The sequence below is a fragment of the Brevundimonas sp. genome, assembly GCF_016463295.1.
Classification (GTDB): domain Bacteria; phylum Pseudomonadota; class Alphaproteobacteria; order Caulobacterales; family Caulobacteraceae; genus Brevundimonas.
This window is the reverse complement of the sequence record NZ_JAEMRO010000044.1, coordinates 1-17,595: the sequence shown is the minus strand read 5'-3', so window position 1 is coordinate 17,595 and position 17,595 is coordinate 1. Positions and strand designations below refer to the sequence as shown.

General features: G+C 66.8%; 17 protein-coding genes and 2 pseudogenes. 10 read left to right on the top strand and 9 right to left on the bottom strand.

What is annotated here, in order from left to right; genetic code table 11:
- From JHC81_RS09810 to JHC81_RS09790, 5 genes are all read right to left on the bottom strand, one after another.
- A partial coding sequence (locus tag JHC81_RS09810) for an ACP S-malonyltransferase (RefSeq protein WP_292173920.1) occupies positions 1–520 on the bottom strand: 520 nt, incomplete at its 3' end.
- Between the two features lie 81 nt (positions 521–601).
- The gene (locus JHC81_RS09805; RefSeq protein WP_292173918.1) at positions 602–1,882 is read right to left on the bottom strand and encodes an Nramp family divalent metal transporter; all 1,281 of its coding nucleotides are present in this window, start codon (positions 1,880–1,882) and stop codon (positions 602–604) included.
- Positions 1,883–1,909: 27 nt separating this feature from the next.
- Positions 1,910–3,307, bottom strand: coding sequence for an FAD-binding oxidoreductase (locus tag JHC81_RS09800; RefSeq protein WP_292173922.1), 1,398 nt, complete (start codon positions 3,305–3,307; stop codon positions 1,910–1,912).
- Entirely contained in the window at positions 3,307–3,687 is a 381-nt protein-coding gene (locus JHC81_RS09795) for a type II toxin-antitoxin system VapC family toxin (protein ID WP_292173916.1), read from the bottom strand. Before JHC81_RS09795 ends, JHC81_RS09800 begins: the two co-directional genes overlap by 1 nt.
- Positions 3,684–3,944 (bottom strand): type II toxin-antitoxin system prevent-host-death family antitoxin, encoded by a 261-nt coding sequence (locus tag JHC81_RS09790; RefSeq protein ID WP_292173913.1) that lies wholly within the window; start codon positions 3,942–3,944, stop codon positions 3,684–3,686. Before JHC81_RS09790 ends, JHC81_RS09795 begins: the two co-directional genes overlap by 4 nt.
- A gap of 57 nt (positions 3,945–4,001) precedes the next feature.
- On the opposite strand from JHC81_RS09790, the gene JHC81_RS09785 reads away from it, so the two are divergent.
- The 3 genes from JHC81_RS09785 (at position 4,002) to JHC81_RS09775 (ending at position 5,964) form a co-directional block, all read left to right on the top strand.
- Positions 4,002–4,412, top strand: a complete 411-nt coding sequence (locus tag JHC81_RS09785) for an NUDIX hydrolase (protein ID WP_292173910.1) — start codon at positions 4,002–4,004, stop codon at positions 4,410–4,412.
- A 91-nt stretch (positions 4,413–4,503) separates the two neighbouring features.
- Positions 4,504–5,502 (top strand): SPFH domain-containing protein, encoded by a 999-nt coding sequence (locus tag JHC81_RS09780; protein ID WP_292173907.1) that lies wholly within the window; start codon positions 4,504–4,506, stop codon positions 5,500–5,502.
- Positions 5,503–5,505: 3 nt separating this feature from the next.
- Entirely contained in the window at positions 5,506–5,964 is a 459-nt protein-coding gene (locus JHC81_RS09775) for an NfeD family protein (RefSeq protein ID WP_292173905.1), read from the top strand.
- 44 nt (positions 5,965–6,008) lie between these two features.
- On the opposite strand, the gene JHC81_RS09770 is transcribed toward JHC81_RS09775, so the two are convergent.
- A complete protein-coding gene (locus tag JHC81_RS09770; RefSeq protein ID WP_292173903.1) occupies positions 6,009–6,992 on the bottom strand; it encodes a hypothetical protein in 984 nt (327 codons plus the stop codon).
- 117 nt (positions 6,993–7,109) lie between these two features.
- Between JHC81_RS09770 and JHC81_RS09765 the strand changes: the two genes are divergently transcribed.
- Entirely contained in the window at positions 7,110–7,931 is an 822-nt protein-coding gene (locus JHC81_RS09765; protein WP_292173901.1) for a hypothetical protein, read from the top strand.
- Here JHC81_RS09765 and JHC81_RS09760 read toward each other — a convergent pair.
- Positions 7,895–8,821, bottom strand: coding sequence for an Hsp33 family molecular chaperone (locus JHC81_RS09760; protein ID WP_292173900.1), 927 nt, complete (start codon positions 8,819–8,821; stop codon positions 7,895–7,897). The two genes, JHC81_RS09765 and JHC81_RS09760, sit on opposite strands and share 37 nt — an antisense overlap.
- Positions 8,822–9,042: 221 nt before the next feature.
- On the opposite strand from JHC81_RS09760, the gene JHC81_RS09755 reads away from it, so the two are divergent.
- The 6 genes and pseudogenes from JHC81_RS09755 to JHC81_RS09735 all read left to right on the top strand — a co-directional run bounded on the left by JHC81_RS09755 (position 9,043) and on the right by JHC81_RS09735 (position 16,582).
- Positions 9,043–9,549: a hypothetical protein gene (locus JHC81_RS09755; RefSeq protein ID WP_292173899.1), complete on the top strand. Its 507-nt coding sequence runs from the start codon at positions 9,043–9,045 to the stop codon at positions 9,547–9,549.
- 55 nt (positions 9,550–9,604) lie between these two features.
- Positions 9,605–10,132, top strand: a pseudogene (locus tag JHC81_RS14440) (HAD-IB family phosphatase); the annotation flags it as partial.
- A 135-nt stretch (positions 10,133–10,267) separates the two neighbouring features.
- Entirely contained in the window at positions 10,268–11,497 is a 1,230-nt protein-coding gene (gene serA, locus JHC81_RS14435; RefSeq protein ID WP_366466016.1) for a phosphoglycerate dehydrogenase, read from the top strand.
- Between the two features lie 88 nt (positions 11,498–11,585).
- Entirely contained in the window at positions 11,586–13,409 is a 1,824-nt protein-coding gene (locus JHC81_RS09745) for an autotransporter domain-containing protein (RefSeq protein WP_292173894.1), read from the top strand.
- A 214-nt stretch (positions 13,410–13,623) separates the two neighbouring features.
- A complete protein-coding gene (locus tag JHC81_RS09740; protein WP_292173891.1) occupies positions 13,624–14,235 on the top strand; it encodes a M23 family metallopeptidase in 612 nt (203 codons plus the stop codon).
- A 67-nt stretch (positions 14,236–14,302) separates the two neighbouring features.
- Complete coding sequence (locus tag JHC81_RS09735) at positions 14,303–16,582, top strand: response regulator (RefSeq protein ID WP_292173889.1); 2,280 nt, start codon at positions 14,303–14,305, stop codon at positions 16,580–16,582.
- 30 nt (positions 16,583–16,612) lie between these two features.
- On the opposite strand, the gene JHC81_RS09730 is transcribed toward JHC81_RS09735, so the two are convergent.
- Both JHC81_RS09730 and JHC81_RS09725 read right to left on the bottom strand, forming a co-directional pair.
- Positions 16,613–16,822, bottom strand: coding sequence for a hypothetical protein (locus JHC81_RS09730; protein WP_292173887.1), 210 nt, complete (start codon positions 16,820–16,822; stop codon positions 16,613–16,615).
- Between the two features lie 15 nt (positions 16,823–16,837).
- Positions 16,838–17,595, bottom strand: a pseudogene (locus JHC81_RS09725) (isocitrate lyase); the annotation flags it as partial.

The following is a 17,595-nucleotide window of genomic DNA, read 5'->3' as shown; positions in this document are numbered from 1 at the left end:
AGATGACGATGTTGCCGGCGTTGTTGTCATTGGCGACGACGCAGACCCCGACCTCGGAGCCCGCAGCGGCGGCCGCCTCAGCCAGGGCCAGATCGGTCTTGGGCCCGATCAGCGAAGCCATGGCCCCCTGCCCCACCGGAACGGCGCGCTGCATGGCCTGACCGCGCAGTTTCAGCAGCCGGGCTGTGTCGGCCAGGGTCAGGGCCCCGGCGGCGCACAGGGCCGAATACTCACCCAGAGAATGCCCGGCGACAAAGGCGGCGCGGCTGACCTCCACGCCGAACTCGACCTTCAGCACGCGGGCGGCGGCCAGGGAGACAGCCATCAGGGCGGGCTGGGCATTCTCGGTCAGGGTGAGCTGATCCTCCGGCCCCTCGCGCATCAGAACCGACAACTTCTGGCCCAGGGCGTCGTCGATTTCGGCATAGACCTCGCGGGCACTGGCGAAGGCGTCGGCAAGCGACGCCCCCATGCCGACCGACTGGCTGCCTTGTCCGGGGAACAGAAGAGCGAGGGTCATGATCGATCCGTAGTCCGTTGATTCAACGCCGCACGGGTTAGGCGAAAGGTGTCGCAGCGGCAAGCCGGGCCGGAAAAGCGTCTATTGGAAGAGGCCGATCAACTCTCGCCCCGCCAGGACGGCAAACAGAACGGTGGCTCCGGTCAGCATGAGGTTGGACAGCCAGCCGTTACGCCATTCCTTCGGCACCCGATCACTGTTCAGCAGCCACAGCAGTGTCCCGGCCAGGAAGGGCATGAAGACGCTGCCCAGCACGCCATAGGCCACGATCAGACCGAAGGGGCGGTCCATGAACAGCAGGGCGACGGGCGGGATCGTCAGCCACAGGGCATAGCCCCGAAACGCCCGGCTGCGCTCGCCGCGCACGGCATCGTCCCCGGCCCGACCCCGCACATGGGCGATGAAGTCGGCGAACATCAGGCTGACCCCCTGCCAGACGCCCAGCAGGCTGGAGAAGCTGGTCGCCCAGAAGCCGACCAGGAACAGGATGGAGATCGGACGCCCGAACCGGTCACGCAGCACCTGGTCCAGGTCCAGCAGGCCGCGCTCTCCGCCCTGGAGCGCAATGCCCGCGCTGAACAGCAGTTCGGCCCCGACAATCAGCATGGCCACGACAAAAACGCCGGTGACCACATAGCCGACGCGGTTGTCCAGCCGCATGACCCGCATCCAGCCCGGCCCCTTCCAGCCCTTGGCGTTCAGCCAGTAGCCGTAGGCCGCCATGGTGATGGTGCCGCCGACGCCGCCGATCAGGCCCAGCGTATAGAAGGCCGAACCCGGCGGCAGGCTGGGCCACAGGCCGGTGGCCAGCGCGGGCAGGTCCGGCGCGACGATGACGGCCAGGCCGATGACGGTGACGAACATCACCCCGACGCAGGCGGTCATGACCTTTTCGAACAGGCCGTAGTGGCCGAACCAGACGAAGGCCAGACCCGCCAGGCCGCTGAGAATCCCCCAGACCTTAAGGTCCAGAACCGGGAACAGCGCTGCCAGCGGCAGGGCCGTCGCCGTCATGGCCGCCGCGCCATAGACGAAGCCCCAGATGACGACATAGACGCCGAAATAGATGCCCGCCCAGTTCAAGTTGCCGCCCAGCTTTCCGACCCGAAACGCGCCGCCCAGGCTGGACCAGCCGTCGAAGATCGTGCGCTCGCCCGCCAAGGTCCAGCGGCCGACCGCCTCGGCCAGGGCGATCTTCAGCAATGTGCCCAGGATGGCCGCCCACAAGAGGGCATAGCCGAAGCGCGACCCGGCGATCAGGGTAGCGACCAGATCGCCCGCCCCCACGCCTGTCGCGGCCACGACGATACCGGGCCCGATCAGGGTCCAGCGGTTGCGGATCGGCGTCTCGGGCGTGCTCATGCGCAGACGCTAGTGCGCTTCGCCTAGCTAGAACAGCACCGCCGGGTTCATGATCCGGTGCGGGTCGATGGAAGCGCGGATGGCCTGCATCGTTCGGATCTCCATCGGAGACTTGTAGCGCCGGGCCTCGTCCGTCTTCAGACGACCCAGACCGTGCTCGGCCGAGATGGAGCCGTCGTAGCAGGCTACGATATCGTGGACGATCCGCGACCCCTCCTCCCACCGCGCCAGAAAGGCGGGCAGGTCAGCCCCCGGCGGACACAACACATCGTAGTGCATATTGCCGTCACCGACGTGGCCGAAGGCGCTGACGCGGGCTCCGGCATGAAAGCGTTCGACCGCCGCCGTCGCCTCGTCCAGAAAGTCGGCGATGCGGGATACAGGCACGGAGACGTCGTGTTTCCAGCCCCCGCCCTCGGGCTTCTGGGCGGCGGACTGCTCCTCGCGCATCTTCCAGAAGGCGGCCCGCTGAGCGTCGTTCTGGGCGATGGCGGCGTCTGTGATCAGTCCGGTCTCGAAGGCCGTGGTCAGCAGCCGCTCCATCCCCGCCTCGGCCCCGCCCGGCTCTCCGGACACCAGCTCGATCAGGATGTACCAAGGTGGCGTACTATCCAGCGGTTCACGCGTGTCGGGGATATGCTTCAGGGCAAACTCGACGCCGATGCGCTTCATCAGCTCGAACGCCTCGACCCCGCCCCCCGTCTCGGCCTTGGCGCGGGCCAGCAGGTCGATGGCGGCATGCGGACTGTCCAGACCGACCACGGCGGTGGCGCGGCTGCGCATGATCGGAAACAGCTTCAGCGTGGCGGCCGTGACGACGCCCAACGTGCCCTCCGCCCCGATCAGCAGCTGTTTCAAATCGTAGCCTGTGTTGTCCTTGCGCAGCCTTTTCAGGCCGTGGAAGACCTCGCCGTCGGGCATGACTGCCTCGATGCCTAGGACCAGATCGCGCATGACGCCGTAGCGGATCACGGCCGTGCCGCCCGCATTGGTCGAGATGACGCCGCCGATGGTGGCTGTCCCCTCGGCGGCGAGGCTGAGTGGAAACATGCGATCCGCGGCCGTGGCGGCCTGTTGCGCCTCCAGCAGGGTGACCCCCGCCTCGACCGTCATGGCGTCGTCCAGCGCGGTGACATCGCGGACGGCCCGCAGCTTGCGCGTCGACAGCAGCACTTCACCGTAGGGAATCTGGCCCCCGACCAGGCCGGTGTCGCCACCCTGGGGCACGATGGCCACGCGATGCCCGGCGCAGATGCGAACGGCGCGAGCGACTTCCTCCGTCGAGCGGGGCGTCAGCATCAGCGGCGTATGGCCCTGCCAGCGATTGCGCCACTCGGTCAGCCAGGGCGCGATATCGGCGGGATCCTCGGTCCAGCCGCCGGGGCCCAGGGCGGATTTCAGGGCGGAAAGACCAGCTGTCGAAATCACCACATCACCTTCGCGCCCATCGTCGCGATGGCCGGATCGCGGGTAATCAACAACAGCGTTTCAGCCAAGGCCTGGGCCGCTATCAGCCGATCCCAGGGATCCTTGTGCACCCGGTCCAGATTGGCAGCCAGATGCATGTGTTCCGGCGTGATATCCAGCCAACCGTATCCCTGTTGCAGACCTGCAGATATGAGATCGGGAGGGAGAATGGCGATATCCCTGTCGAAGGGTCGCTTGTAATCCAGTTCATACACGGTTGCGGCACTGACCCAGACTTCGTTGGCAGGATCAGTGATCTGATCAAGCACCCGGGCGGGCAGTCTGTCAGAGCGCGCCAGCGCCCAAGCGAACGCGTGTGTGTCGAGCAGAAGCTTCATTCGTCCGGCGGGAAGACACGGCTGTTCTCGGCAGCCTGTTCCAGCTCGAGATCACGCTGGAAGAAAACGTCATCGTTGAGCTTCAAGCCCAGATGATCCCACATACCAATAGGACGACGCTGCTTTGCCGCCGTAGCCGTCTTGGCAGCCACCAAAAGTGCCGCCGCCTTTCCGTTGCGCGCGATGACGACTTCCTCACCCGCTTCGGCACGAGCGACAAGTTCGGACAGCTTCGACTTGGCTTCGGCGATATTCATCGTAGTCATGGTCGAAGGCTAGCATGTACTGCAATGTTGGTCCATCAAAGTTGGACCATGTCGAAATCTGCTGCCTCTCCCATCCCCGCCGTCGGCGTCGTCTGCCTGCGGGGCCAAGAGGTCCTGCTGATCCGGCGTGGCAAGCCGCCCCGAGCGGGCGAATGGAGCCTGCCAGGCGGCCGGATTGAACCGGGGGAGCGGGCCGTCGATGCGGCTTTGCGCGAACTGGTCGAGGAGACGGGCGTCACGGCGCAGATCACTGGTCTGATCGACGTGGTGGACGGCCTCTTCTCCGAGGCGGGGCTGCACTATGTGTTGATCGACTATGCGGCCGAATGGGTGTCTGGAGAGCCCATCGCCGGCGACGATGCGCTGGAGGCGCGGTTCGTGCCGCTGGATCAGGTCGAGGCTCTGATCGACTGGTCCGAGACGCGGCGAATTATCGCCTTGGCCGCCGTCAGAAGGTGAAGATTACGCCATTGTCATCTTCGGCGCGTCCGGTTTCGCTGACGTTGGCCGAACGGTGGTGCTAGGCTCACCGCACAAGGGGAGGCTGTTGATGCTGTATTTCGCTATTTTCCTGGTCGTACTGGCCTTTGTGCTGCTGTTCAGCGTGGTCAAGATCGTGCCTCAGGGGCGCGAGTTCACCATTGAACGCTTCGGCAAATATACCCGCACCCTGACGCCGGGCATCAGCCTGCTGACCCCCTTCGTGGAGCGGGTCGGGCGGCGCATGAACATGATGGAACAAGTGCTCGATGTGCCTCAGCAAGAGGTGATCACCAAGGACAACGCCATGGTCAAGGTGGACGCCATCGTCTTCATCCAGGTCATGGAGGCGTCGGCTGCGGCCTACCGCGTCGAGAACCTGCCCTATGCGATCACCCAGTTGTGCTCGACCAACCTGCGGACCGTCGTTGGTTCGATGGAGCTGGACGAGGTGCTGTTCCAGCGTGACAGCATCAACTCGCGCCTGCTGACGGTCATCGATGCGGCGACCGAGCCCTGGGGCGTCAAGGTCAACCGGATCGAGATCAAGGACTTGACCCCGCCGGTCGACATCACCAATGCCATGGCCCGTCAGATGAAGGCCGAGCGTGAACGTCGCGCCGTCATCACCGAGGCCGACGGCGAGAAACAGGCCGCCATCGCCCGCGCCGAGGGGGCCAAGCAAGCCGCCATCCTGGAGGCCGAGGGCCGCCGCGAAGCCGCCTTCCGCGACGCCGAGGCCCGCGAACGCGAGGCCGAGGCCGAGGCCAAGGCCACGGCCATGGTGTCGGAAGCCATCGCCCGCGGCGACGTCAACGCCATCAACTACTTCGTGGCCCAGAAGTATGTGGAGGCCTTCGCCGAACTGGCCCGCAACCCGACCGCCAAGACGGTCATCGTCCCCGCCGAAATGTCGGGCCTGGTCGGTACCATCGCGGGCCTGGGCGAACTGGTCGGCCTGGCCAAGGAGCAGCAGCAGTCTCGCAGCGACGTCCGCACGGCCGCACCTGTGCGTACCACACCCCCTGCCCCGCCGCGCCCGCGCGGCTCTGTCCCGCCCACGGAGTAGGTCATGGACACCGTCGTCGATTTCTATGTCGCCAGCCCGTTCTGGATCTGGCTTGCGCTCGGCGTCATCCTGCTGGCGGTCGAGGCGGCCTTCTCGACCGAATGGCTGCTGTGGCCCGCCGTCTCGGCCGGCGTCGTCGCCGTGCTGACGGCCGTCGGCGTGCGGCTGGGCTTCGGGATCGAAGTCCTGATCTTCGCGGTCCTGACCATCGCCTTCACCCTGCTGTCCCGTCGCCTGATCACACGCGTCAATCCGACCGACACGCCCGACATCAACGCCCGTGATAGCCGTCTGATCGGCCAACGGGCCCAGGTCATCCATCCCTTCGTCGACGGTCGCGGTCGGGTCTTCGTCTCAGGTGCCGAATGGCCTGCGGACCTGGAAGGTGCCGAACCAGAGGTCGGCACCAGCGTAATCGTCGATGCCGTCAACGGCCCGCGTCTGGTGGTTCGGACCATCTGACCCGAGGCCTGCCGGCGGCTGGCCGTCACTCGACGCGCACCTGACTACCTCTCCAGCGCCCGCGCGATCAGCTGATCGGCCGTCACGCCCCTCGGCGCAAAGGCGATGGCAGGCCAGTCGGGCGTGACGCGGTCCAGGGCCAGCATGATGCCCAGGCCGTGATCTTGGCTCCACTGCGTCTGACCACCCCGGATGAAGGTGGTGGCATCCGCAGGCGACAGCCGTCCGCCGCGGGGATCGGTCAGCCAGGTCCAGGCGGCCCAGTTGCCGGTGCCCTCCAGCGTCAGGAAGACATCATCGGCCTCTGCATAAACGGTATCGGTCCCGGTGAGCCAGCGTGCCCGGCGTTCGGCCATCCGCCGTGCCGCCTGGGCCAGACCCGCCCGCGCCGCTTCATCGCCGGATGCCTTCGCTGCCCTGTAGAACAGATCGCGCTCGGCCTCATAGGCCGCGGCATAGCCGGGTCGGGTGCCGAACCGGTCCTGAACGATGTCGTCATCGGCATCCCGGCGCAGGCCGCGCGTCAGCAGGTCGTCGACCCTCCGGCCCAAGCCAACCCCCTGCTGGGTATGGGCAAACTCATGCATGAAGACGACCATGGACAACAGACGCCAGTCGCGCGGCTCCGACCCGTTGGCCTGCCACAGCGACGGCAGGGCCATGATGAAGAACATGCCCCCGTCCGACGTCGGCGAAGCGAACGCCAGCCGCGATGCCGGCACGGAGGAACCGTCGGGCAAAGCCACCTGGCCGGCATGGGCGCTGGCCCGCGCGCTGTAGCGGCGCAGACCGACCCGGAAATCGCCGCGCGCGCTCGGCGTCAGCGTATAGGCACACCGCGCGTCGAACAGGGTGATGCTCGGCGTCACCGGCTGGGCGATGCGCAACCGTTCGCGATCCAGCCGATCCCAGGCCCCCAGCGCCTGTGCCGTCCAGCTGCGTACCTCGCCTGCGAACCGGCACGGCGGTACGGGATCCGCCATCGGGGCGACGGACAGGGTCAGGGCAGACAACAGGCTCGGGATCATAGCCCGCCTTAATGTGCGACGGCCCCGCTCGGTTCAAATGAAAGCGCAGCCACGCGTCCGCCACAATCTCACCCGACCCATTGTCGCCGATTCACAACGGCGCTTTGGGGGACCTTCATGATCGCACTCTTCGCCGCCGCACTGCTTTCGGCCCAGACCAGCTGCGACGCGCCCGTCGGTACGCCCGCCCTACTGGCACGACCAGAGCGGATCATCGTGGTCGGCGAAACCCACGGCACGGTAGAGACGCCCGAAGCGTTCCTCGGCCTCGTCTGCGAAGCGGCGCGGCAAGGCCCGGTTTCGGTCGGGCTGGAACTGCCGGAGACGGACAAGCCTCTGCTGGATTTCGTCATGGCCGCACCGGACGAGGCAACGGCAACCCGTTATCTTCAGGCCGGTGACTTCGGCGATCCACGGCGCAACGATGGTCGGCACAGCCAGGCCATGTTCGACATGGTGATCGGTTTCTGGAGACTGAAACAGGCGGGCAACGATATTGTTCTCAGACCGTTCGCAGCGCGCATGTCGGTCATCGAGGGGCGGGATCAGGCCTGGTGGGAACTGGAGATGGCGCATGGCATGAGCCGTCCTCTGGTCGATCGGCCGCAGGCGCGAGTGTTCATCCTCATCGGCAACCTGCATGCGCGCAAGCTGCCTCTGGCCGACCGGCCTCGGATCGGCCTGCCTGCGGCCGGACACCTTCACGGCGTGGATACCCTCACACTCGATATCTTGCAGCAAGGCGGTGCCAGCTGGGGGTGCCGCGAAACCTGTGGTCCGCACACCGACATCCCGATTCATGACACCGACGCGCGTGGCATCCGATTGGGCCGCGTCGAAGACGGAGCCTATGACGGGGTGCTGGCGGTGGGTCCGACCACCGCCTCCCCGCCCGCAGCGCTTCAGCCCGCCACGACCTCTTCCGGCTCCAGCTCATAGACCGTCGCGCAGTATTCGCAGGTGACGCGGATCTTGCCGTCGGGCTCGACCATGTCGGCGCGTTCCTCGGGCGTGAAGGACGTCAGGACGCTGGCAATGCGGTCCTTGGAGCATCGGCACTCGGCGACCAGGGCACGGGCGTCTTCAAGCCGCACCCCGTCCTCGTGGAACAGGCGAAACAGCAGGGTCTCGGGCGTGATGGTCGGGTCCAGCAGTTCGTCGTCGGCCAAGGTGTGGAACAGCGCCCGGCTGCGGTCCCAGGCCTCCTCGGTCGAACCGCGCGCCTCGTCGCCCGCGATCAGCTGGATCAAGGCCCCGCCCGCGCGCCAGCTGCGGCCCGCCTCGGTCGAGACCTCGCCCACGGCCAGGCGCACCTTGGTCGGGATCTGTTCGGACTGCTGGAAATAGTGTTCGGCGGCCAGCGACAGGCTCTCGCCCTCGATGGGGGTGATGCCCTGCGTCCGCTCGAAGTCGGGCCCGCGATCCAGGGTCATGACGAACACCCCCTGCCCCAGCAGCGCTCGCGCGCCGGGCCGAACGAAGCCTTGCGACGCGGCGGCGACTTCGTCGGCATCAAACCGGCAATAGCCGCGCATCCGGCCGTCGGTGTCATAGTCGGCCACGACATAGCGGACAGGCCCGTCACCCTGGGCCTGAACGATCAGACGGCCCTCGAACTTCAGGCTGGAGCCTACCAGGGCCGCGAGCGCGCAAGCCTCGCCCAGCAGGGCGGCGACCGGCTCGGGATAGTCATGCGCGGCCAGGATGGTGTCGATGGTGTCGCCCAGTCGAACCAGACGACCCCGCACGGGCCATCCCTCGATCTGGAAGGCGGCGGCCAGGTCGTCGCGGACGGGCGAGGCGGCGGTGTGGGGCGCGTGATCGGTCACGACGGCTCCTTTGGTCGAGAACGGCAAATGTCGGAAGGACGCCAAGATAGGAACGCTGCGCGGCAAACGTAAGGCCTGCCGGATCGCGACGGTTTTCATGCCGAAAACCTTGACCATATCGGGGAACCTCTTTCCGCGTAGTTCGCTCTTGCTGCAACGCGGAACGGGCGTTTCGCGAGTTTCGACGTCCCAGGCGTCGCCCACGAAAAGGCAGACATTTCATGGACCAGCAGTTCTCCCCCCTCGACGAAATCCGCAAACATCCGGGCATCACCGGCGGCGTGGTCGCCGTCCTGGCCGGGATCGGCATCGCAGCCATCCTGCTGAACCAGCGGTCGGGCCCGACGCGGTACGAGCGTCTGCGCGAGCGGTTCGATCCGCGCGGCTGGATCGACACCGACGGCCTGCGCGGCCGCTTCGGCGGCCTGGCCGACACGGTCCGCAGCACCCTGTCCGACGCCGGCGAACGGGCCCACGACTTCACCGACGAGGCGCGTCACCGCTCCAGCCGCTGGTTCGACGACACCCGTCGCAGCTCGCGCAAGGCCTTGAAGAAGCACGGCAAAACCGCCCGCCGCTACGCCAGCGACGCCGGTCACTATGCCCGCGACCATGCCAAGGAAGGCGGAGCCATCTTGGCTCTGATCACCGTGGCCGCGGCCATCGCCGCTGCCGCCTACGATACCCAGCAGCCCGACAGCAAGATCCGCAAGCTGGGCCGCTTCTAGTACGCCGGCAACCTAAGCGGTTGCTGCACTTGCGAAGGTGAGACAAGGTCGCGGGATGGCCGATCCCGCGACTCTTATTTTTGATTTTGATTCGACGCTGGTCCGCATCGAGACGCTCGAAGCGCTGGCCGACATCGCCCTGGCCGATCATCCTGAGGCTGATGCGATCCGCGCCGAGGTCGCGCGACTGACCGACCTGGCCATGAGCGGTCAGATCGGGTTCGGCGACGCGCTTCGGCAGCGGCTGGGCTTGCTCCCTCTCACCCGCGACCACGTCCAGACGCTGGCCGACCGCATCCTCGATGAGGGCACTCCTTCGGTGCGGCGCAACCTGCGTTTCTTCCGCGAGAATGCGCACCGCATCGTCATCCTGTCCGGCGGATTTCGCGAGATCATTGCCCCGATCGCCGAGCGGCTGGGAATCCCGCCGGCACGGGTCCTCTGCAACGACCTGACGTATGATCCCACCGGTCGCGTCATTGGGGTGGATCAGGCCAATCCCCTGGCGCACGCCGACGGCAAGCCCAGGGTCATTGCCGCACAGGATTTCCCCCGCCCCATCGTCATGGTCGGCGACGGCTGGAACGATGCCGAGGTCAAGCTGGCCGGGGCCGCCGACCGCTTCTATGCCTATACCGAGATCGTGCGGCGCGAGCGGGTGGTCGAGGTCGCGGATGCCGAGGCTCCCTCGATGGATGAATTGCTGCACACCGAGGGCCTGGCCGGACGCTGGTCCTATCCCCGCAGTCGCATCCGCATGCTGCTGCTGGAAAACATCCACCCCGCCGCCATCGATCGGCTGGAGGAGGCTGGCTATTCGGTGGAGACCCGCAAGGGCGCGCTGGATGAGGACGACCTGATTGAAGCGCTGAAGGGCGTGCACGTCCTGGGCATCCGCTCCAAGACCACGGTCAGCGCGCGCGTCCTTGAACAGGCCGACCGGCTGATGGCCGTCGCCGCCTTCTGCATCGGCACCAACCAGATCGATCTGGAGGCCGCCTCGGCGCGCGGCGTCGCCGTCTTCAACGCCCCCTATTCCAACACCCGCAGCGTGGTCGAGCTGGCCATCGGCCTGACCATCGCCCTGATGCGAGACGTGGCCGACAAGTCCGCCGCCATGCATCGGGGCCGGTGGAACAAGTCCGCCGACGGCTCGCGCGAGCTGCGCGGCAAGACCCTGGGCATCGTCGGCTATGGGGCCATAGGCTCGCAGCTGTCCGTGCTGGCCGAGGCGCTGGGCATGCGGGTCATCTTTCATGACCTGTCGGAACGACTGGCGCTGGGTAACGCGCGGCGGATGCGCTCGCTGGAAGCCTTGCTGGCCGAGGCCGACGTCGTGTCGCTGCATGTCGACGGCCGGGCCGAGAACACCCACCTGATCGGGGCGGCCCAGTTTCAGGCGATGAAGCCCGGCACCCTGTTCCTGAACCTGTCGCGCGGCCATGTGGTCGACATCGGTGCCCTGGCCCAGGCGATCGGCGCGGGCCGGATCGGCGGGGCGGCGCTGGACGTCTTCCCCGAGGAGCCGCGCACCAATGCCGACCCGTTCGACAGCCCGCTGATGGGGCTGAAGAACGTCATCCTGACGCCACACATCGGCGGCTCGACCGAGGAGGCGCAGGAGGCCATCGCCGAGTTCGCGGCGGACCGGCTGCTGGGCTATCTGAACCGGGGCGACACCACATTCTGCGTCAACCTGCCCAACGTCCAACTGGCCGAGGTGTCGGGCGCGCATCGCATCCTGCACATCCACACCAATCAACCGGGCGTCCTGGCCGAACTGAACCGCGAGCTGGCCGCCGCCGGTCTGAACATCCTCGGTCAGCATCTGAAGACGGACGAACGCACCGGCTATGTCATCACCGACGTCGACCGTGACTATGATCCCGAAGCGCTCCGTGCCCTGAAGAGTGTTGCCGGAACGCTGCGCTTTCGAATGTTGCATTGAAAGCTGACGCAGCGGCATCTTGCGTCCTGCGCGAACGGGCGCACAGTCCCCTCAACGGTCGCATGATGACGGCCGATGGGAGGATCATATGTCTCGTTTTCTGCGCACCGCCTGCGCGGCCGCACTGGCCGTCGCCGCTTTCGGGGCCGCCGCCGGCGCTGCCCAGGCCCAGACCTATAATCGACTGGTCGTGTTCGGCGACAGCCTGAGTGACAATGGCAATCTGTTCGCCCTGACGGGCCAGCCGCCCGCCCCCTATTTCCAAGGTCGTTTCTCGAACGGACCGGTCTTTACCGAGCTGCTGGGCTTCAACGCCGGGCGCTTCACGGCGGGTGCTCCGGTGACCGGCAGCGTCAACTATGCCTTCGGCGGCGCACGGACCGACTTCGCCGCCTCCCCTCCCGGCATGCGGGCCCAGCTTGCGGCCTATACGAACGCTGGGGGCACCTTCGGCGCCAATGATCTGGTCAGCGTTCTGGGCGGTGCCAACAATATCTTTCAAGCCTTCCCCGGCGCGGCTGCCAGCCCAGCGACCGCCCAGAGCACCATGCAGACGGTAGCGCTGTCCGCCGCCAGCGACATCAATCTGATCGTCAACAGCATCGCCCAGGCGGGTGCCGGCACCATCCTGGTCAGTAATCTTCCCCGGCTTGGTATCACGCCCCAGTTCGCCGCGACCAATCCCCTGATTGGACCCAGCGGGTCTGCCTTGGCGGACTTCTCCGGCACGACGTTCAACAGCGCCCTTCTCAACAACCTGTTCGCCACGGCGGCCGCACGACCGAACAGCAACATCATCCTGATGGATCTGTACAAGATCAGCGATCCGCTGCGGGCCAACCCGGGCCGCTTCGGCCTGACCAATGTGACCGATTCCTGCTTCACCGGGGTCAGCGTCTGCTCGAACCCCGACGGCTATCTGTACTGGGACGGCGTTCACCCGACCGCCGCCGGGCACCGCCTGCTGGCGCGTCTGGCCAACGACTACCTCTACTACGGCGACATCGGTGCCCAATCGACGGTCCAGGCCGAGACCGGCTTCCGCCAGCGCCAGGACCTGCTGGACCTGACCGGAGAGATGGTGTCCGGCCATGCGGCCTGGGAGCCCGGCACGGCCATGACCTTCGCCGTCATCGCCGACAGCGTCGAAACGGATGCGCGCGGCAGTGTGGCCTCGGCCGACGCCACGGGTTGGGGTGGCCGGGTCGGTCTGGACTATGTGGCGTCCCCCACCGCCCGCTACGGCTTCACCGCCACCCTGCGCGAGACCGAGGTCGAGGCCGGGGCGATGCAGTTCGATGTCCGCTCCTATGCCTTCGACGCCTATGCCGGCTGGCGCATGAACGACATGTTCGTGAATGCCACCGCCGGCGGCTCGATCGATCAGTATGACGACATCTCGCGCGTGACTTCGCTGGCCCCGGTCGTCCATCTGGGCGAGACCGACGGCGGCAGTGTCGGGGCCAAGGTCCAGGCGGGCCTGTGGTTCGACATGGGCGGCATCGCCATTTCGCCACGCGCAGCCCTGTCCTACGTCTCGACCGACGTGAACGGCTACAACGAGACGGGCTTCGCGGCCGAATACGCCTATCAGGACCGCACGGTGGCCGCGGCCAGCGGCGAGGTCTCCCTGCGGGCCGAGGGCGGCGGTAACGACGTCAGCTTCTATGTCGAGGGCGGTTATCGCGACACCTTCGGCGAAGACAGCGACGATGTGCGGGTCGGCATCGTCGGCAACCCGGCCCAGATCCTGGCCCGCTCGTTCGACGATCCGTTCGGTGGCTCGCTGATCGCCTCGGCGGGCGTCGAGGCCGACGTCGGTCCATTCCGGATGTCTGCGGGCTATCGCGGTCGCTTCGGCGACAGCGCCGACAGCCATGTGGGGGCCATCACTTTTAAGCTGCCCCTCTAATCGGCAATCCAGGAATGAGGTGGGGGCGCGCGGTCTGGATCGCGCGCCCTTCTTCGTTCCGCCCTGCGACGACCTGCCGCCCCTTGAGGCCCCAAAGTCGCCCCACCGAGCCTTAGAACGACGCCCTCCCGGTCGCCGACCGAGAGCGTCGCCTGACTTGCGCGGCCCGTCGGCACCCCAACCGCTCTTAGAGCCAGACGGAGCCGACGCCGCCATGCGACGCCTGATGCTGACCGCCCGGTCTTTCCTGATCCACTCCAGCCAGCTGGCCGTCCTGGCCAGCGTGGCCGTCTTCGCCGCCGCCGCCGCCCCCATGAACTCAGACGTCGCGCCCGACCTCGACGTCGGCCCGGCCCCCGAAGTCACCGCCACGACTGCAGTCGTCGAGACTCCGGGCCCCGTGACGCGACTGATCACCTTCTCCGAGCCCGTGCGCGGCTATGCCATCAACTCGCCGTTCGGCCTGCGCCGCCTGGCCGACGAGGCGGCCGCACGCCACCACGACGGCGTCGACATCGCCGCCCCCATGGGCACCAGCGTCTATGTGGCCAGCGAGGGCGTCGTCCTGCGCACCGGCTACGATCCCGACGGCTATGGCCGCTTTATCGAGGTTCGGCATCCGAACGGCATGACCACCCTGTACGGCCACCTCAGCCGCGTCGACGTGGCCTCCGGCACGACGGTCAGCGACGGCGAGCGCATCGGCCTGGTTGGCTCGACCGGGCGCTCAACTGGCCCGCACCTGCATTTCGAGGTGCGTCGCAACGATCGCCAGATCAATCCCGTGCGAGTCCTGGGTCGCTCCCTGCCCGCCGTGGTGGCGTAGCCCACGGTCGCCTGACCGCACGGTTTTTTCACCTTCTCCTGTCACGCTTGTCGGGACAGGGGGCTGAGTGCTGACGTTTTTCGATCATCTGAACGCGCATTACGACTGGCGCTGGGCCGGCATGGCCGCGCTGATCTGTGCCGTCGGCGTACCCATCGCGTTCAAGCTGTTGGCCGATGCCCGCGAGGGCGCGCATCGTGGTCGGCGGACCAAGGCGCTGGGCTCGGTCGTCGTCGGCTGTCTGACCCTGTGGACCACCCATTTCGTGGCCATGAATGGCTATGACTTCGGCGGAGAGCTGCATTTCGATCCGCTGCTGACGGTCGGATCCTATCTGATGGCCCTGGCCTCGGTCGGCACGACCTACCTGATCTCGACGCGCGGCAAGACCGCCGCCTGGCGCGCCGTCGCGGGGGCTGCGGGGGCCGTCCTTTTCGTCGCCATGGCGGTTCTCAGCCTGACGGGCACGCACGTCACGGGCCAGGCTATCCGGCTTGACTGGACCATCATCGCCCTGGCGGCCACAGCCAGTGCCGCCGTCACCGCCGTCGGAGCCTGGCAGAACAACAACAGGAACACGCGTCAGGTTCTGATCGCTGGCTGGCTGGCGGCCGCAGGCGTTCTGCTGTCGCATCTGATCACCCTGGCGGCGATCACCGTCGTGCCCGACCCCGGCGCGGTTCCCCATCCCCACTTGGTCAGCGAGGACATCGTGCGCGGCTGGGTGCGGGGCTCGGTCTCGCTGGGCATCGGCATCGCCGGTTTCCTAGGCGGCCTCGTCTACTGGTCCCGCCACAGCGCGATCGCCCAGGTTCGCGAGGCCATCCAGGCCATGCCCGACGGCATGGGCTTCTACGACGCCCAGGATCGGCTGATCCTCTGGAACGCCCGCTATGCCGAGCTGAACCCTCAGGTCGGGCCCAAGCTGGTCGCCGGCATGACCTTTCGCGACATCCTGAAGGCCGATCTGGCCGCAGGCATCCATCCTGAAAGCCATGGCCGCGAGGCAGACTGGATCGAGGAGCGGATGAAGGCGCGCGCCAGCTTGTCCGAAACGGTCGAGCAGCAGTTGTCCGACGGCCGCTGGCTGCGCGTACAGGACCGTGCGACCGCAGAGGGCGGCATTGTCACCCTGGTCAACGACATCACCGACCTGAAGCGCGATGCACAGGCCCTGGCCGAGGCGCGCGATGCCGCCCAGGCCGCCAACACCGCCAAGAGCCAGTTCCTGGCCAATATGAGCCATGAGATCCGCACGCCCCTGAACGGCGTCATCGGCGTGGCCCAGGCCCTAGCCCGGACCGATTTGTCGGCTCAGCAGACGGAGATGCTTCAGCTGATCCAGTCATCGGGTCAGACCCTGCAGGTCCTGCTCAGCGACATTCTGGACTTGGCCCGGGTCGAATCCGGGCGGCTGGAGCTGACGCCCGAGCCGTTCGATCTGGGCCGCGCCGTACGCGAGGCGGCGCAGTTGTTCAAAGCCATGGCCCGTGAAAAAGGCCTGCGCCTGATCGTGGAAATCGCACCCGATCTGGACGGCTGGGTCGTCGGCGACGTGGTACGGATCAAGCAGATCCTGACCAATCTGGTCTCCAATGCGGTCAAGTTCACGGCGCGAGGCATGGTCACCCTGACGGCCCTGCCCGTACCCGACAGCGCCGGTCGTCCGATGATCCGCTTCACGGTCGAGGACACCGGCATCGGCTTCGACGCCGAGACGCGCAGCCGGCTGTTCAGCCGCTTCGAACAGGCCGACGGGGCCATCACGCGGCGGTTCGGCGGCTCGGGTCTTGGCCTGGCCATTTCCCACCAACTGGCTGGCATGATGGGCGGCACGCTGGATTGCGAGAGCGAGCCGGGGGGTGGGTCAGCCTTCATACTGACCGTGCCGCTGGCCCGCGCCCAAGCCCCTGCGGCGACCGCTCCGATCATCGAGGCGGCGGCCAGCGATCGCCACCTGCGCGTCCTGCTGGCCGACGATCATCCGGTGAACCGCAAGGTGGTCCAGATGATTCTGGGCCAGATAGATGCCGAACTGGTCGAGACGGAGAACGGCGCCGAGGCGGTCGAGGCCTTCCGCCAGTCCGATTTCGATGTCGTCCTGATGGACATGCAGATGCCCGTCATGGATGGCCTTCTGGCCACACGCGAAATCCGCCAATGGGAGGCGGTGGCGGGTCTGAAGCCGACGCCGATCGTCATGCTGACGGCCAACGCCTCAAGCGAACATATTCAGGCGGGTGCAGCGGCGGGTGCCGACCGGCATCTGGCCAAGCCGTTCGATGCGGCGGAACTGATCCAGCTGGTCAGCACCCTGCCCCATCGCACGGCCGCCCTCGCCGCCTGACCGGGGCCAGGCGGCGGGACGAAACCGGTCTTATTCGTAGCCGTGGGCCGCCTCGTTGATGACCTGTGACGGCATGCGCGAGAAGTCGACGGCGACGGGTGTGGGGGCCTTGGCCTGAAACGTCTTGATGACATGCTCCAGGCGGCGGCGGACCTCGGTGGCAGCTTCGTTCGACGGATCGAGGTCCAGCGGGGCCAGGCAGAAGTCGATGATGGCCTGGGGGCGTTGCAGCGGTTCCATGGGTCTGTCTCCTGACTATTCGGCGGCTTGGAACTGGGCGGTTTCGGTCGATTCCTTCATGGCAGTCGTCGAGGACTGGCCGTTGGAAATGACCGTGGCGACCTGGTCGAAATAGCCGGTGCCGACCTCGCGCTGGTGGCGTGTGGCGGTGTAGCCGATGGCCTCATTGGCGAACTCGCGCTGCTGGAGCTCGGAATAGGCCGCCATGCCGCGATCGCGGTAGCCATCGGCCAGCTCGAACATGCCGTTGTTCAGGCTGTGGAAGCCGGCCAGGGTCACGAACTGGAACTTGTAGCCCATGGCCCCCAGTTCGCGCTGGAACTTGGCGATGGTCGCGTCGTCCAGCTTGGCCTTCCAGTTGAAGGAGGGGGAACAGTTGTAGGCCATCAGCTTGCCGGGATGCTCTTTCTGAATCGCCTCGGCAAAGCGTTTGGCGTCGTCCAGATCGGGGTGGCTGGTTTCCCACCACAGCAGGTCGGCGATGTTGGCATAGGACAGGCCACGCGCAATGCAGTGATCCAGGCCGGTGCCTTCCTTCAAGCGGAAGAAGCCTTCGGGCGTGCGGTTGTCCCGGTCGATGAAGGGCTGGTCGCGCTCGTCAATGTCCGAGGTGATCAGCTGGGCGCTTTCGGCGTCGGTGCGGGCGACCGTGATCGTGGGCGTGCCCATGACGTCGGCGGCCAGGCGGGCGGCGACCAGATTGCGCTCATGCGCCTGCGTCGGGATCAGGACCTTGCCGCCCAGGTGGCCGCATTTCTTTTCGGACGCCAGCT

Bases quoted from the DNA above. Each gene is read 5' to 3' on its own strand.
- JHC81_RS09730 (WP_292173887.1), bottom strand. From the start codon at position 16,822: ATGGAACCGCTGCAACGCCCCCAGGCCATCATCGACTTCTGCCTGGCC.
- JHC81_RS09780 (WP_292173907.1), top strand. From the start codon at position 4,504: ATGCTGTATTTCGCTATTTTCCTGGTCGTACTGGCCTTTGTGCTGCTG.
- JHC81_RS09785 (WP_292173910.1), top strand. From the start codon at position 4,002: ATGTCGAAATCTGCTGCCTCTCCCATCCCCGCCGTCGGCGTCGTCTGC.
- JHC81_RS09740 (WP_292173891.1), top strand. From the start codon at position 13,624: ATGCGACGCCTGATGCTGACCGCCCGGTCTTTCCTGATCCACTCCAGC.
- JHC81_RS09745 (WP_292173894.1), top strand. From the start codon at position 11,586: ATGTCTCGTTTTCTGCGCACCGCCTGCGCGGCCGCACTGGCCGTCGCC.
- JHC81_RS09805 (WP_292173918.1), bottom strand. From the start codon at position 1,882: ATGAGCACGCCCGAGACGCCGATCCGCAACCGCTGGACCCTGATCGGG.
- JHC81_RS09790 (WP_292173913.1), bottom strand. From the start codon at position 3,944: ATGAATATCGCCGAAGCCAAGTCGAAGCTGTCCGAACTTGTCGCTCGT.
- JHC81_RS09765 (WP_292173901.1), top strand. From the start codon at position 7,110: ATGATCGCACTCTTCGCCGCCGCACTGCTTTCGGCCCAGACCAGCTGC.
- JHC81_RS09775 (WP_292173905.1), top strand. From the start codon at position 5,506: ATGGACACCGTCGTCGATTTCTATGTCGCCAGCCCGTTCTGGATCTGG.
- JHC81_RS09770 (WP_292173903.1), bottom strand. From the start codon at position 6,992: ATGATCCCGAGCCTGTTGTCTGCCCTGACCCTGTCCGTCGCCCCGATG.
- JHC81_RS09795 (WP_292173916.1), bottom strand. From the start codon at position 3,687: ATGAAGCTTCTGCTCGACACACACGCGTTCGCTTGGGCGCTGGCGCGC.
- JHC81_RS09755 (WP_292173899.1), top strand. From the start codon at position 9,043: ATGGACCAGCAGTTCTCCCCCCTCGACGAAATCCGCAAACATCCGGGC.